Source organism: Actinophytocola sp., assembly GCF_009379765.1.
Classification (GTDB): domain Bacteria; phylum Actinomycetota; class Actinomycetes; order Mycobacteriales; family Pseudonocardiaceae; genus Actinophytocola.
Genome location: NZ_WHTD01000213.1, coordinates 1 through 13411 on the forward strand (window position 1 = coordinate 1; position 13411 = coordinate 13411).

Annotated in this window: 14 protein-coding genes; 6 read left to right on the forward strand and 8 right to left on the reverse strand. The window is 70.7% G+C overall.

Going from position 1 to position 13411, the window contains the following annotated elements:
* From GEV28_RS38775 to GEV28_RS38790, 4 genes are all read right to left on the reverse strand, one after another.
* Positions 1-1000 (reverse strand): hypothetical protein (locus GEV28_RS38775; protein ID WP_291418768.1); only part of this gene is annotated, 1000 nt, incomplete at its 3' end.
* A complete protein-coding gene (locus GEV28_RS38780; RefSeq protein ID WP_291418770.1) occupies positions 997-1524 on the reverse strand; it encodes a hypothetical protein in 528 nt (175 codons plus the stop codon). The genes GEV28_RS38780 and GEV28_RS38775, both read right to left, overlap by 4 nt.
* Positions 1525-1636: 112 nt before the next feature.
* Positions 1637-3109: a CoA-acylating methylmalonate-semialdehyde dehydrogenase gene (locus GEV28_RS38785; protein WP_291418790.1), complete on the reverse strand. Its 1473-nt coding sequence runs from the start codon at positions 3107-3109 to the stop codon at positions 1637-1639.
* Positions 3110-3237: 128 nt separating this feature from the next.
* Positions 3238-4539, reverse strand: coding sequence for an aspartate aminotransferase family protein (locus GEV28_RS38790; RefSeq protein WP_291418772.1), 1302 nt, complete (start codon positions 4537-4539; stop codon positions 3238-3240).
* Between the two features lie 85 nt (positions 4540-4624).
* On the opposite strand from GEV28_RS38790, the gene GEV28_RS38795 reads away from it, so the two are divergent.
* Together GEV28_RS38795 and GEV28_RS38800 are read left to right on the forward strand one after the other, a co-directional pair.
* Positions 4625-6244 (forward strand): PucR family transcriptional regulator, encoded by a 1620-nt coding sequence (locus GEV28_RS38795; RefSeq protein ID WP_291418774.1) that lies wholly within the window; start codon positions 4625-4627, stop codon positions 6242-6244.
* Positions 6245-6287: 43 nt separating this feature from the next.
* On the forward strand, positions 6288-7127 hold the full coding sequence (locus GEV28_RS38800; protein WP_291418776.1) for an NUDIX domain-containing protein: 840 nt from the start codon (positions 6288-6290) through the stop codon (positions 7125-7127).
* A 275-nt stretch (positions 7128-7402) separates the two neighbouring features.
* On the opposite strand, the gene GEV28_RS38805 is transcribed toward GEV28_RS38800, so the two are convergent.
* Positions 7403-7621 carry an AbrB/MazE/SpoVT family DNA-binding domain-containing protein gene (locus GEV28_RS38805; protein WP_291418778.1) on the reverse strand — a complete coding sequence of 73 codons (219 nt, stop codon included), beginning with the start codon at positions 7619-7621 and terminating at the stop codon, positions 7403-7405.
* A gap of 247 nt (positions 7622-7868) precedes the next feature.
* Between GEV28_RS38805 and GEV28_RS38810 the strand changes: the two genes are divergently transcribed.
* From GEV28_RS38810 to GEV28_RS38820, 3 genes are all read left to right on the forward strand, one after another.
* A complete protein-coding gene (locus GEV28_RS38810) occupies positions 7869-8120 on the forward strand; it encodes a hypothetical protein (protein WP_291418780.1) in 252 nt (83 codons plus the stop codon).
* 473 nt (positions 8121-8593) lie between these two features.
* Complete coding sequence (locus GEV28_RS38815) at positions 8594-9877, forward strand: glycosyltransferase family 4 protein (protein WP_291418791.1); 1284 nt, start codon at positions 8594-8596, stop codon at positions 9875-9877.
* A 47-nt stretch (positions 9878-9924) separates the two neighbouring features.
* Entirely contained in the window at positions 9925-10608 is a 684-nt protein-coding gene (locus tag GEV28_RS38820) for a hypothetical protein (protein ID WP_291418782.1), read from the forward strand.
* 21 nt (positions 10609-10629) lie between these two features.
* On the opposite strand, the gene hisG is transcribed toward GEV28_RS38820, so the two are convergent.
* From hisG to GEV28_RS38835, 3 genes are all read right to left on the reverse strand, one after another.
* Positions 10630-11493 carry an ATP phosphoribosyltransferase gene (gene hisG / locus GEV28_RS38825; RefSeq protein WP_291418793.1) on the reverse strand — a complete coding sequence of 288 codons (864 nt, stop codon included), beginning with the start codon at positions 11491-11493 and terminating at the stop codon, positions 10630-10632.
* Between the two features lie 247 nt (positions 11494-11740).
* Positions 11741-11974, reverse strand: coding sequence for a DUF397 domain-containing protein (locus GEV28_RS38830; RefSeq protein WP_291418784.1), 234 nt, complete (start codon positions 11972-11974; stop codon positions 11741-11743).
* Between the two features lie 3 nt (positions 11975-11977).
* Positions 11978-12808 (reverse strand): helix-turn-helix transcriptional regulator, encoded by an 831-nt coding sequence (locus GEV28_RS38835; protein ID WP_291418786.1) that lies wholly within the window; start codon positions 12806-12808, stop codon positions 11978-11980.
* A 315-nt stretch (positions 12809-13123) separates the two neighbouring features.
* Here GEV28_RS38835 and GEV28_RS38840 point away from each other — a divergent pair.
* Positions 13124-13411: hypothetical protein (locus GEV28_RS38840; RefSeq protein ID WP_291418788.1), on the forward strand; the 288-nt coding region annotated here is incomplete at its 3' end.

Here is a 13411-nt window from a genome sequence, read left to right on the forward strand (position 1 = left end):
CACCCGCGCCGGGGCCGCGGGGACCGCCCGAGCCGCCAGGGCCGAAGCCGCGACCGAAGTTGCCCGGGCCGGAGCCGCCCGGCCGGCCGGGACCGCCGCCCGGACCGTACGGGCCGGTCGAGTACGGTCCGCCGGGCCCGTAGGGACCGTTCGGACCGTTCGGGTTGCCCGGGCCGTAAGGCCCCCCGGGCGGGTACGGACCGTTCGGCCCGTTGGGACCGTAAGGGCCACCACCGGGCCCGGTGGGAACGAACTGCTCGGGCGTGGTGATGCCCGGCGGGTTCTGCTGCCCGGGGCCGGGGACGTTCGAGCCGGGCCCGTTCGGCCCGGTCGGAGGGGTGTACTGGGGGTCGCCGGTCGACGGCGGGGTCGAGGTCCCCGGCGGCGGGGTGCCGGTCGGCGGCGGGGTGGTCTTCGTCGGCGGCGGGGGCTTGACCGGCTTCACGGGCGGGGGCGGGGTGCTGTCCTTGACGCCGATGGACGCCTGGTCCATCTCCAGGTTGGACTCGAAGGTGGGCATCCGGGACCGGGCCTCGTCGCTCACGCTCTCGTAGTTGGCCATCGCCGTGACGTTGGTGTCGTTCGCGGCGCCGACCTCGTTCATCTGCTGCTCGTAGCTGGCGTTGGCGCCGCCGAGACTCGTGAGGTTGTCCCACAGGCCCGGCTTGTCCGGCGTCGGCGGCACCGGGCCGACCGTGGCCTTCGCGTCCATGTAGGCCCCGACCTGGTCCCGCATCGCCCCGCTGACCTGATCGATCTTCGGCGCCGCGGTCATGTGCTCGACCGCGAGCGGGCCCGCGCCGCGCTGGGCCGCCCCGGCGGCCTCGCCCTGCCAGCACACCTCCATCCGCTCGGTGAGCCGGATGATCTGCTGGGCCCGCTCCTCGTACACGCTCGCGAGCGGGTTGACCTGGTGCACCGAGGTGACCAGGCCGCGCCCGTCGTCGCCGGTGCCGCCGTAGAAGTTGTCGTAGATCTGCTCGCCGGTCATCCCGGTCATCGCGCACCCTCCCCCGGCCCGGCCACCCGGTTCATCAGGAGCTCGTTGCCGTCCTCCTTGACCGCCATCTGCGTGCGGCTCGCCTTCAGCTTGGCCGTGTAGCCCGCCGCGTAGCGGAGCAGTGTGTCGTTGTGCTTGCGCATCTGCGCGACCGTCTCGCGCGAGACGCTGACGTTGTGGCCGCTGACCTGGTCGCCGGCCGGCTCGGCGAGCCCACCGTTCGCGTCCTCGATCCGCACCTGGTCGGTCTTGAGCTCCTCGATCAGCTCCTCCCACTGGCCGATGACGGTGTCGAGCTCCTCCAGGCTGGCGAACATGTACGTGCCGCCGGCGCCGCCGCCACCGGTCTGGAGGTCCGGGAGCTGCACGACGTCGGGCAGGCCGGGCACCATCGGCAGGATCTGCCGCGCGAGCCTCTCGTAGACCCCCGCCACCACGACCGTGCCGGCGATCTGGTCGTCGGGCGCGAGGTCACCGGGCGGCGTCGCGTCGTCGTTGTCCTCAGTGGCCGCACCGTCGGGCACGCCAACCACACCCCTCGTCTACCGGTCCCCTTGATCGATTGCTGAGCCTACCGCCGGTGACCAGGCCGTACACCCGGGGAGTGGGACGGAGGAGATCGTCTGCCGGTTCCCGCTAGTCGTTGCGGGGGAAACCCAGGTTCACCCCACCGTGTGACGGGTCGAGCCAGCGGGAGGTCACGACCTTCGTGCGGGTGAAGAAGTGCAGCCCGTCCGGGCCGTAGGCGTGGGTGTCGCCGAACAGGGACGACTTCCAGCCGCCGAACGAGTAGTAGCCGACCGGCACCGGGATCGGCACGTTCACACCGACCATGCCGACCTCGATCTCGTTCTGGAACCGCCGCGCGGCGCCGCCGTCGTTGGTGAAGATCGCGACCCCGTTGCCGTACGGGTTGTCGTTGACCAGGCCCACCGCGGACTCGTAGCTCTCCGACCGGACCACCGACAGCACCGGGCCGAAGATCTCGTCGGTGTAGATCGACATGTCCGGACCGACGTGGTCGAACAGCGTCGGGCCGAGCCAGAAGCCCTCGGCGGCACCGTCGATCTCGTGATCGCGGCCGTCCACCACCAGCGACGCGCCCGCCGACCTCCCGGCGTCCACGTAGGAGGTCACGCGGTCCCGGTGCGCACCGGTGACCAGCGGGCCCATCTGGCAGCCCGGCCTGCGGCCGTCACCGACGTGCAGCTCGGTCATGCGCGACCGGATCTTGTCGACGAGCTCGTCGCCCACCGGGTCGACCGCGACGACGACCGACACGGCCATGCACCGCTCCCCCGCGGAGCCGAACCCCGCCGACACCGCGGCGTCCGCGGCGAGGTCGAGGTCGGCGTCGGGCAGCACGACCATGTGGTTCTTCGCCCCGCCCAGCGCCTGCACCCGCTTGCCGTGGCTGGTGCCGGTCTCGTAGACGTAGCGCGCGATCGGCGTGGAGCCGACGAACGAGATGCCGCGCACGGTCGGGTGCGACAGCAGCCCGTCCACCGCGACCTTGTCGCCGTGCAGCACGTTCAGCACGCCGTCGGGCAGGCCCGCGCGGGCCCACAGCTCGGCCACGAGGTTCGACGCCGACGGATCCTTCTCCGACGGCTTGAGCACCACGGTGTTGCCGCAGGCGATCGCGTTGGGCACGAACCACAGCGGCACCATCGCCGGGAAGTTGAACGGCGAGATCACGCCGACCACGCCGAGCGGCTGGCGCATCGAGTACACGTCCACCCTGGTCGACGCGTTCTCGCTGAACCCGCCCTTGAGCAGGGCCGGGATCCCGCAGGCGAACTCGACGTTCTCGATCGCCCGCTGCACCTCGCCCGCCGCGTCGTCGAGCACCTTGCCGTGCTCGGCGGTGACGATCGCGGCGAGCTCGCCCTTGTGCTGGTTGAGCAGCTCGCGAAACGCGAACAGCACCCTCGACCGGGCCGCGAGCGAGGTGTCGCGCCACGCGGGGAACGCCCGCGCCGCGGCCTGCACCGCCTCGTCCACCTCGGACCGCGCGGCGAAGTCGACGCGCGCGGCGACCGCGCCGGTGGCCGGGTCGAACACCTCGCCCGTGCGCTCCGCGACCCCGGCCCACGACTTGCCGTCGATCCAGTGCGTGACCGCCTCCCCGACCTTATCCCTGTTGGTTGCCCTGGGTTGGTGACGTCCAGTTCGGGACGTACCTGTGGCTGGGTTGCGTCCCGTTCCCCTTAGGTGCGGTTGGGAGGTACTCGGGGTCATCGCTTGTCTCCGTTCGCCACGGCTATGGCCTCGCCCAGTATTCCGAGGGCCTCGTCGAGCTCGTCGGCCGTGAGTGTCATCGGCGGCGCCAGCCGGATGACGTTGTTGTGCAGCCCGCCCTTGCCGACCAGCAGGCCGCGCTCGCGGGTCTCCTCGAGGACCGTCACCGCGGCCGCCGGCGAGGGCGTCATGCCGCCCGGCTCGACCAGCTCGACGCCGACCATCAGGCCCTTGCCCCGCACGTCGCCGACCACCGGGTGCCGCTCGGCGACCGCGCGCAGGCCGTCGAGCAGGCGGGCGCCGAGCGTGGCGGCGTTGGCCTGCAGGTCGTGGTCGAGCAGGTAGTCCAGCACCGCCCGGGCACCCACGGTGGACACCGGGTTGCCGCCGAAGGTGGAGATCGAGTTCGCGCCGAGCGAGTCCATGATCTCCCCGCGGGCCACCACGCCGCCGATGGCAAGGCCGTTGCCGAGCCCCTTGGCGAAGGTCATCATGTCCGGTGTCATGCCGTGTGCCTGGATGCCCCAGAAGTCGGCGCCGGTCCGGCCCCAGCCGGTCTGCACCTCGTCGGAGATGAACAGGATCCCGCTCTCGGCGAGGACCTCCGCGAAGCTGCCGAACAGCCCGTCCGGTGGTGAGGAGAACCCGCCGACGCCCTGGATCGGTTCGGCGATCATGCACGCCACGTCGCCGGAGGTGCCGGTCTGCAGCACGTCGCGCAGGTCGTCGGTGCACGCCTTGATGTAGTCGGCGTCGGACATCGCGGCGAACGGGCTGCGGTAGCGGTACCCACCGTGCACATAGGACACCTTGACCGGGGACAGCGCGGAGGCCGACCAGCCGCGGTTGCCGGTGATGCCGACCGTGGCGAACGCCCGGCCGTGGTAGGAGTTGCGCAGCGCGAGGACCTGGTTGCTGCGCCGGTACTGGGTGGCGAGCATCAGCGCGGTCTCGTTGGCCTCGGTGCCGGAGTTGGTGAAGAACACCTTGGCGTCGGGGATCCCGGACAGCCGCGCGATCTGCTCGGCGAGCTCGACCTGGCTGCGGATCAGGTACAGCGTCGAGGTGTGCAGGATGCCGGTGTCGAGCTGCTTGCGCACGGCGTCGCTGACCTCCGCGACGTCGTAGCCGATCGCGTTGGTGAGGATGCCGGCGAAGAAGTCGAGGTAGGTCCTGCCGTTCGAGTCGGTCACCCGGCGGCCGTGCCCGTGCACGATCTCGATCGGGTCGTCGTAGAACAGTGCCAACCAGCTCGGCAGGACGGCACGGTGGCGATCGATCAGACGCGGTTCACCCATGCCCCCGAGTGTGGCCGGGTGCCTCGCCGCGCGCCATGGACACTGTGTATCCGCAGGTCCCCGCCGCCCGTACAGTGTGCACGATATGTATCCCACCGTGTCCGACGTGCTCGCACTGCCGGTGATCCAGCAGGGTCGCGCCACCGTGGTCGCCGGCGCCGCCGGGCTGGAGCGGCGGGTGCGCTGGGTGCACATCGCCGAGATCGCCGACATCGCGCCGCTGCTGCGCGGCGGCGAGCTGGTGCTCACCACCGGCATCGCGCTGCCGGACGACCCCGTCGCGCTCAGCCGCTACGTCGCCGAGCTGTCCCGCGCCGGAGTGGTGGGCGTGGTCGTCGAGCTGGTCCGGCACTGGAGCCGCGAGCTGCCGGCGGCGCTCGTCTCCGCGGCCGACGAGCACGCGCTACCGCTGGTGACGCTCTCCCGCGAGACCCGGTTCGTCGCGGTCACCGAGGCGGTGGTCGGGCTGATCGTCGAGGCGCAGGTGGCCGAGCTGCGCGCGGCGGAGCGGGTGCACGAGACGTTCACCGCGCTGACCGTCGCCGGTGCGGAGCCCGCGGAGGTGCTGCGCGAGGTGGCGCGGGCGTCCGGGCTGCCGGTCGTGCTGGAGACGCTCGGCCACGACGTGCTCGCCTACGACGCGGCCGGCGCCGACCCGGGTGAGCTGGTCGCGGACTGGGCGGCGCGGTCGCGGGCGGTCACCGGCACCGCGCGGACGAGCTACCACGCCGACGCCGGGTGGCTCGTGACCGTGGTCGGCGCGCGGGGCAACGACTGGGGCCGGCTCGTGCTGATCTGCCCGGCCGAGCCGGTGCACCGGCAGGTGGTGATCGCCGAGCGGGCCGCGTCGGCGCTGGCCGTGCACCGGCTGGTCGCGCGCGACCGCGAGGGCCTGGAGCGGCACGCGCACCGCACGCTGCTGACCGAGCTGCTCGCGTCGGCGACGACGCCGGCGGACCTCACCGCGCGGTCCAGCGCACTCGGCGTGCCGTTGCAGCGCAGGCAGCTGCTGGGGGTGACGGTGCGCCCCTCGGCGGTGGCGCCGTCGAGGCCGTCGCAGACGATGGCCACCCAGGAGGTGCTGCGCGACCTGGCCGAGGCGACCGCGCTGGCGGCGCGCCGGGCCCGGGTCGCGGCGCTGGTCGGCGTGGTCGACGACATCTCGGTGCGCGCGCTGCTGTCGCTGACCCCGCAGGCCGACGCCGACACGGTCGTGCGGCGGCTCGCGAAGGAGGTCCACCAGGCCGCCGCCGCGTCCCCGCGCGCGCTGCCGGTTGTGATCGCGGCCGGCACGACGGTGGCCGACGTGGGCGAGGCGCGCCGCAGCCTGACCGAGGCGGCGCACGTGGCGAAGGCGGCGCTCCGCGCGCCCGACGGGCGCGCCTACCACCGGCTCGACGACGTCCGGCTGCGCGGCCTGCTCCACCTGCTGGCCGACGACGACCGGGTGAGCGCGTTCGCCGCGCGCGAGCTGGGTTCGCTGCTGGCCAGGGACGCCGCGCACGCGAGCAGGCTGCTCGAGGCGCTGCGGCACTTCTGCGAGCACGGCGGCAACAAGTCCGCCGCGGCGTCGGCGGCCCACATGTCGCGCACGGCGTACTACCAGCAGCTGTCCCGGATCGAGCAGGTGCTGAGCGTCTCGCTGGACGACCCGGAGTCGGTGCTGTCGCTGCACGTGGCGCTGCTGGTGACCGAGATCGGTTGACGTGGGCGGGCCGGTCGTCGGTGGCATGCCGGATGATGGCCGGGTGACATGGGGAGACGGTGACCGGTTCGTGCGGTGCGAGCGGGGCCACACGCATTGGGGTCGCCACGGCGCGGCGGGCCTGCTCGTGCACCACGACGGGCATGTGCTGCTGCAGCACCGGGCCGAGCTCACCCTCGGCGGGGGCACGTGGGGCGTGTTCGGCGGCGCGCGCAACAAGGACGAGGACCCGGTGGCCGCGGCGCTGCGGGAGACGGCCGAGGAGTCCACGCTGGACGCCGGCGAGGTCACCGTGCACGCCCTGATGCACGAGGACCACGGCGGGTGGGCCTACGACACGGCGATCGCGACGGTGCCGGCCCTGCTCGACGTGCGGGCGGCGTCGTGGGAGAGCAAGGACGCGGCGTGGGTGCCGGTCGAGGAGGTGGCGGGGCACAACCTGTTCGGGCCGTTCGCCAACGCGTGGCCGCGGCTGCGCGGGTGCCTGCGCCGCCCGGTGCTGGTGGTCGACGCGGCCAACGTGATGGGCTCCCGGGCGGACGGCTGGTGGCGCGACCGGGCCGGCGCGGCGGCCCGGCTCCGCGACGAGTTCGGGGCGGTCGACGCGTACACCGGGATGGCCCCGTTCGACACCGCGTTCCCGGCGAAGGTCCTGGTGGTGGAGGGCAAGGCCCGGCACGTGGACGCCGGCGACACCGACGTCCGCGTGGTCCCCGCCCCCACCGACGGCGACGACACGATCGTGGCCACGGTCGCCGAGCTCGTCGCCGAGGAGCCGACGGTGGCCTGCGTGGTGGTCACCGCGGACCGCGAGCTGAAGGCCCGCTGCAAGGCCGAAGGCGCCGCGACGGCCGGCCCCCGCTGGCTGCTCGACCAGCTCTGAGCCCTACCCAGCGGCCGGTTCGGCGAGCGCGTCGGGGAGGCCCGCGGCGTCCAGCGCCCGGCGGACCCCTTGTCGAAGGACGCGATGGTGGCCACGCGCGCCCGCGCGGTGGCGAGGGCGAACCCATCGGCCAGGCTGATGCTGCGCGCCTCCCCGGAATTAACCCTTGTGGTCACCGTGGGTTGATGGCGTCCAGTTCGGCGCGTACCGGTGGCTGGGTCGCGTCCCGTTCCCCTTGGGTGCGGTTGGCAGGCACGAGGTTGACACAAGGGGTGTCATGCCCGCTCCTCGGCGCGCAGGCCGGCGAGGTAGCCGGGCTCGTACAAGCCGTCGAACACCTCGAGGGCCCGGTCGAGCCCACGCCGGACCCGGCGCACCACGATCCGGTCCGGCCCCTCGGCTTCTATCGTCACCTCATCGCCTGCCGCGAGACCTGCCGCATGCAAGGTCTCCACAGGGAGCGTCACCTGATTTTTGCCGGAGATCTTGGACATGCCTTTAAAAATTGGTGTGGATCACGTCGCGGTAACTTGACGGCCACCCTGACGAACGGCGTTCGTCAGGGTGGCCTGACGATTCCGTGCCTGGACGACGTACATGCCCCCGTGCTGGGACCTTGTGTGCATCCAGTGACGGACTTTGTGCTCTGGGCACGAAACACCGGACGAGCCCACACTCGAAGCCACGTCCGGACTCCCGGAACGAGCAGCAGGGGAAGGGGAGACGGTGTTCCCTCGTGGCATGGGACCGGCGATACCCGGCGGTTTTGCTGATGGGCTGCGCGTGGTGGTGACCAGCGGCCAGTACGCCGGCGATTCCGGCGAGGTGATCAACCGCGAGCCAGACCTGCGGCCCGGCTCCGTGTGGGTCAACCTGGTCACTGCCGGCATCCATCTCGTCCCTGACTACCGCCTCATTCCCGACAGCACCGCGACCAGCAGCGAACCGGACAGGCCGGCAACCCTCTCCAGCGATCCCGCGATGCCCGGCTAAGGCGTTTTGCTTCCCGCCGTGCTCCCTCGTCGGCGGGACCCTGGGAGCCTCCGCCGTACCCCTCGGGCGGGGGCTCCCCCTTGTCTGGCCAAGACGTCGCCCCAGTGAGCATGGCGCGGCCCGCTCGCCACAGCTTGTCGCTGGGAGCGGGCCGCCATGAGTCAATGTATCCGCCAGTGCGCCGGATTCGGTTGGCACGCTTGTGAAACCGCGCATGGTGACCTCCGCACCGCAACGTCGCCCGTGGCACGCGTGTCTGTCAATCACTCGTGTGGCGGATTGTTGGTCAATCTCCCTACTCGGCACGGTCGGTGCCGCGTTGCGCTGGTGAAGTGCTTGCGGTGAAAAGGGGATCGTGACCTCACATGGTGATTGACACTCATGATCATGGCAAGGCGCTCGGGCCGAACTTGGTGTCGGGCCAGGGTTTTCCGGGCAGTCTGCATATCTGCACCTACGACCTGCGCGGGACGATGGTGCGAACGGGGCGGCCGAAACGGTGCCGTCAAACGGGATTGGTCACGCACACGCATCACCTGCTCGCTGGGCTGGCCCGCGCGCACCCGGATCTGCGGTTGGCTGTCACGCAGACCGGCGCATCGGATGTGGTGCGGGAGCGGGTACGGACTCTGGAGGGGCAAACGGTGCTGTGGCAGGGCATCCGGACCGGATTCCCGGAGTTGCTGCACGAGGACGGGTCGAAGCATCCGGACCGGGTGCGGCGCTACTACGAAACCCTGATCGACGAGCCGGGCAACCCGCTGTACCGGTCGTTGGCGGCGCAGTACGCCGCCGCGATCCGGCACGCCGGGACGCCGGATCTGTTGGCGCAGAACACCAATCCACTGGTGGGCATCCTCAAGGCCGCCGAGTTCGACCTGCTCGACGACTTCGGGCCGGTGCACGTGACCGGCGTAGTCCACGACACCACGGACATGGCGCGCCGCTTCACCTACGTGCGGCGCCGGCTCGCGGACCCCCGGCGGGTCACGATCACGCTCATCGCCGTGTCCGACGCTGTCCGCCGGCATCTGGTCCAGCACGCCGGGATGCCACCGGACCGCGTGCGGACCGTGCGCAACGGGATCGACGACCACACGTTCGACCAGCGAGTTGACCATGCGCACCGCACGGGGGTGTTCGAGCGGGTCCGGGCGCGCAACGGCCTGCCGACCACCGGGCGCATGTTGCTCACCTCGGCCCGGCGGGTGGCCTGGAAGGGCCATCTGGACGTGCTGCACGCCGTCCGGCTGCTGATCTCCGGCGGTCACACGGACTTCTACCTCGCGATGAACGGTGCTGGTCTGGTGGACTCCCGGGAGCCGGACTACGAGCGGCACCTGGCCAAGACCATCACCGAGCTGGGACTGGCCGGAACGGTCTTCTTACTCGATGAACTCTCCGACGCCGGGCTGGCGGCCTGCTATGGGCACGCGGACATGGCGGTGCACCCTTCTCGGCTGCCCGAACCGTTCGGCTACGCCAACCTCGAAGCGATGCTGGCCGGTGCGCCGGTGATCGCCACCGCGCACGGCGGACCGCTGGAGTACATCACCCCGGACGAGTCCGGGCTGCTGGTGCCACCCAGCGACCCGGCGGCACTGGCCGAGGCGATCGACCGGTTGTTGACCGACCCCACGCTGCATGCCCGCTTGGCGGCCGGCGGGCAGGCCAGCGCCCGCCGGTTCGGCCTGGACGCCATGATCAGCGGCTACGAGGCCGCCATCACCGCCCACCGCCACGGGTTACGGCCATGACCGCGACGCCGGCCCGAGGCACCGGGTTTGTCAAAATCGGGGAGGGTGTGCACTCGGAAGTCTTCCACCGGCTCGGCAGCCGGTTCGTCGTGCAGGTGTTCAAGCCGGACTGCCCGGAACTCACCGTGGACAAGCTCCACCACGAGTACGCCTATCTCCGCACGATCTACGCCGAGCTGCCCCGGCTGATCCCTAGGCAACGGCTCGTGCAGCCTCGCCCCGGCGCCCCCTTGCAGGCGTGCGCATTGGTCAAGGACTACATCCCGCACCGAGCCGACTTCGCGCTCCACCGGGTGGACCCGGCTCGGCTGGCGCCGGGCACGCGCGAGCAGATCGCCCGGTTCCTGCACATCACCCGGCGCCTGCTCGCTACCACCGCCCCGCGGCACGCCACCGGGACCGAGGCGCCGATGCTGCCCGACATCATCGATCCCGACTGCACCAACCTCGTGGTCAACGTCCGGTCCGGTGATCTGGCCCTGATCGACACCAACCGGCTGATCAGCACCCGCAAACTGGCCCGGCTCGCCGCAGCCGGACAACACCTGGACCCCGCGCAGCACCGCATCCACGGGCTCCTCCTGCGGCGGCTGATGTTCCTGGAGGCGAAGTACCTCGGCCGCACTCGCGCCGCCCTGCGGCACGATCCCGTGTACGCCCGGTACGTCGGCGCGGCCGGATTCGAGGTGTTGTGTGTCGCAAGCGCCGAAGCCGGCGAACCCATCCCGTGACCCCGGCCGCCCGTCGAGGGGCTACAGGCGGCAGGTGCGGATGTCCGTGGCCAGCACCGCCTTAGCGCCCAGCTCGGCCAGCTCGTCCATGATCTGGTTGACCTGCTTACGCGGGACCATCGCCCGCACCGCCACCCAGTCCGGGGAGATCAGCGGGGCCACGGTGGGAGACTCCAGACCTGGCGTGATCTTCACCGCCTGCTCCAGCAACGTCTTGGGGCAGTCGTAGTCCACCATCAGGTACTGCCGGGCCAGCACCACCCCGCGCAACCGGCCCACCAGCACGTCCACCGCCTGTTCGCTGGCCGGGACGAGCGTGCCATGCGCGCCGCGCACCAGCACCGCCTCCGACCGCATGATCGGTTCCCCGATCGTGTGCAATCCAGCGGCGAACAGCGAGGCGCCGGTCTCCACCACATCGGCAATGGCATCAGCCAATCCCAGCTCCACGGCGGTCTCGACCGCCCCGTCCAGCTCGACGACCTCCACCTCAATCCCCGCATCCGCCGCCGCCGTGCCGACCAGCGCGCCGAACGAGGTGGCAATCCGCTTGCCGTCCAGATCGGACACCGACGCCGCGACCCCGAGCGGTGCGGCGAAGTAGAAGTTCGACACCCCGAAGCCCAACGCGAGTAGTTCGGTGGTCCGGTCCACGGTGCCGGCCGCCGCCAAGAGGTCCCGGCCGGTGATCCCCACGTCCAGCACACCGGTCCCCACGCTGCGCGCGATGTCGGTCGGTCGCAGGAACACAAACTGCACGTCGTTGGCCGGGTCGGCGGCAAACAGCGACTTGTGCTCGCGATGCACCTGATACCCCGCCGCGCTCAGCAGCTCAACAGCAGGGCCGTGCAACGACCCCTTGTTCGGCACCGCGACCCGAAGCATGAAAGATTCCCTTACACCCGAACCAACTGCGACCACCGGAACCCTACCGACGCCATCACGCGGCCGGGCCGATGGACCCACTGGCTACCACGAGCGCATTCAGGCGCGGCTCATCGCCGACCGATGCTCAGCGTTACCGCGCGTGACGACGATCAGCCGATAGGCAACGGGTAGACGGACTTGCCACTATGACAACGAGCCCCCGGGCAAACACACCTTGTCCGGGGGCTCGACTCGTTGCTGGGTGCTAGTGGTCCAGGTGTCCGGCCTTGATCGCGGCCAGCATCCGGGGCAGGTCGGCGCGCAAGATCGGCCCTGTGGCGTTCTTGCTGTCGCGCACTGCGCCAGTTTCGATCAGGGCGACCTCCACGCAGTTGGACTGTGACCCCGACCGAGACGACTTACGCCAGGCGACCTCCACGCAGTTGGACTGTGACTCCGACCGAGACGACTTGCGCCAGCGCGGCGCTGCTAGATCCATGTTTTACACCTCCATCCCGTCTCGGATGTCGACGATACGGCGCAGGGACAGTGTCTCACTCAGCGCCACCTCGCTGAGCCGCGTCACCCGACGGAAGTACGGCGCCACGTACTCCTCGTCATCCTGGAACGCGCCCGAACGGGCCATCTCGACGTGCACCACGGTCGTGGGCGGCACCTTCAAGGTCATGAACGCCTCCAGGCGGCCGAGACGCGGCATGTTGCGCGTCGGTACCACGCGGATCGTGATGTTGGGCCGGTTCGCGGCGCTTACCAGCGCTGAGAGTTGATCTTGATGGATCACATCGTTGCCGATCAGGGCGGGTTCGCCGATCAGGGCCACGTATTGCAGGTCATCCCTGGTCAGCCGGTGCTGGCGGCGCAGCCGAGCCGTCCACCGGGCTTCGACCTCGGTCGGCGAGATTCCGTCGTCGAGCATGAACGACCGGGCGTAGTCCTCGGTCTGGAGCAACCCGGGAACGAGCAGCGGCGCCCAGTCGGTGATCCGGACTGCCCGGCTCTCGTAATCGGCGAGCGTTGACGACTCCTGGGTCATGCCCGGCATGTTCAGCTCCCACCAGCCGGGATCGTGGAGCGTGCGGGCCATCGCGAGTAGTTGATCTTTCTTGGGACCGGTCACGCCATAGCGTCCACATAGGCCAGAGACCTCATCGGGAGTGATGTTGCGCTGGCCGTTCTCCAGCCGTGAGATCCCTTGTTTGGACAGGCCGATCGCTTTGGCGGCCTGTTCCTGGGTGACCTTGGCGCGCTCGCGCAGGGTGCGCAGCTCCGCGCCGAGACCTTTGGCTTTCGGACCTGGAGTCTTCCGCGGCATCAGTGATCCATCCGGTAGTCGACTACTCGCGGGTTGTAACGTACCCGGTAACGTGGCATCGTTACCGGGTACGAGTTGTATTGACCTGGGAATCATCGCACGGGGTTCCCAGACCACTTGCGGGAGGTGTGGCGGACATGTGGGGTCCGGTCCTCCTGGGGGCCGTCGCGATTGCGGCGCTGTTCGGCGTGTTTCGGCTGTCCTGGGGCGACTGGTCGGGACCACGGCCATGACCACCTGGACGTATCTCGTCGTCGTGATGCTGTGGACGGCTGCCGCCCTGATCGCCTACTTCACGGCGAAAGCGCGCCGGCCATGAGCGGGCTCACCCTGGCGTTGATGGCTGGCGGCCTGTTCGTCCTGGCGGCCGGGTGGATCTTCGTGACCAGGCGTTCCGGCCAGCCCGGCACGCCCTCCGAGCCGATCGTGGAGTGGCGCCGACCGCTCAACCACCGGATCGCCCACGCCTTCCGGGCAGCCGAGCTGCGCGCCGAACTGCCCGACGTGCAGGCGCTGGCGTTCTGTGGCCGGTGGCCGGTGGGCACGCTGGTGCCGGTGGCCGAGCTGGTGAGTGACGACGACGCGCCGAGGTGCGCGGCCTGC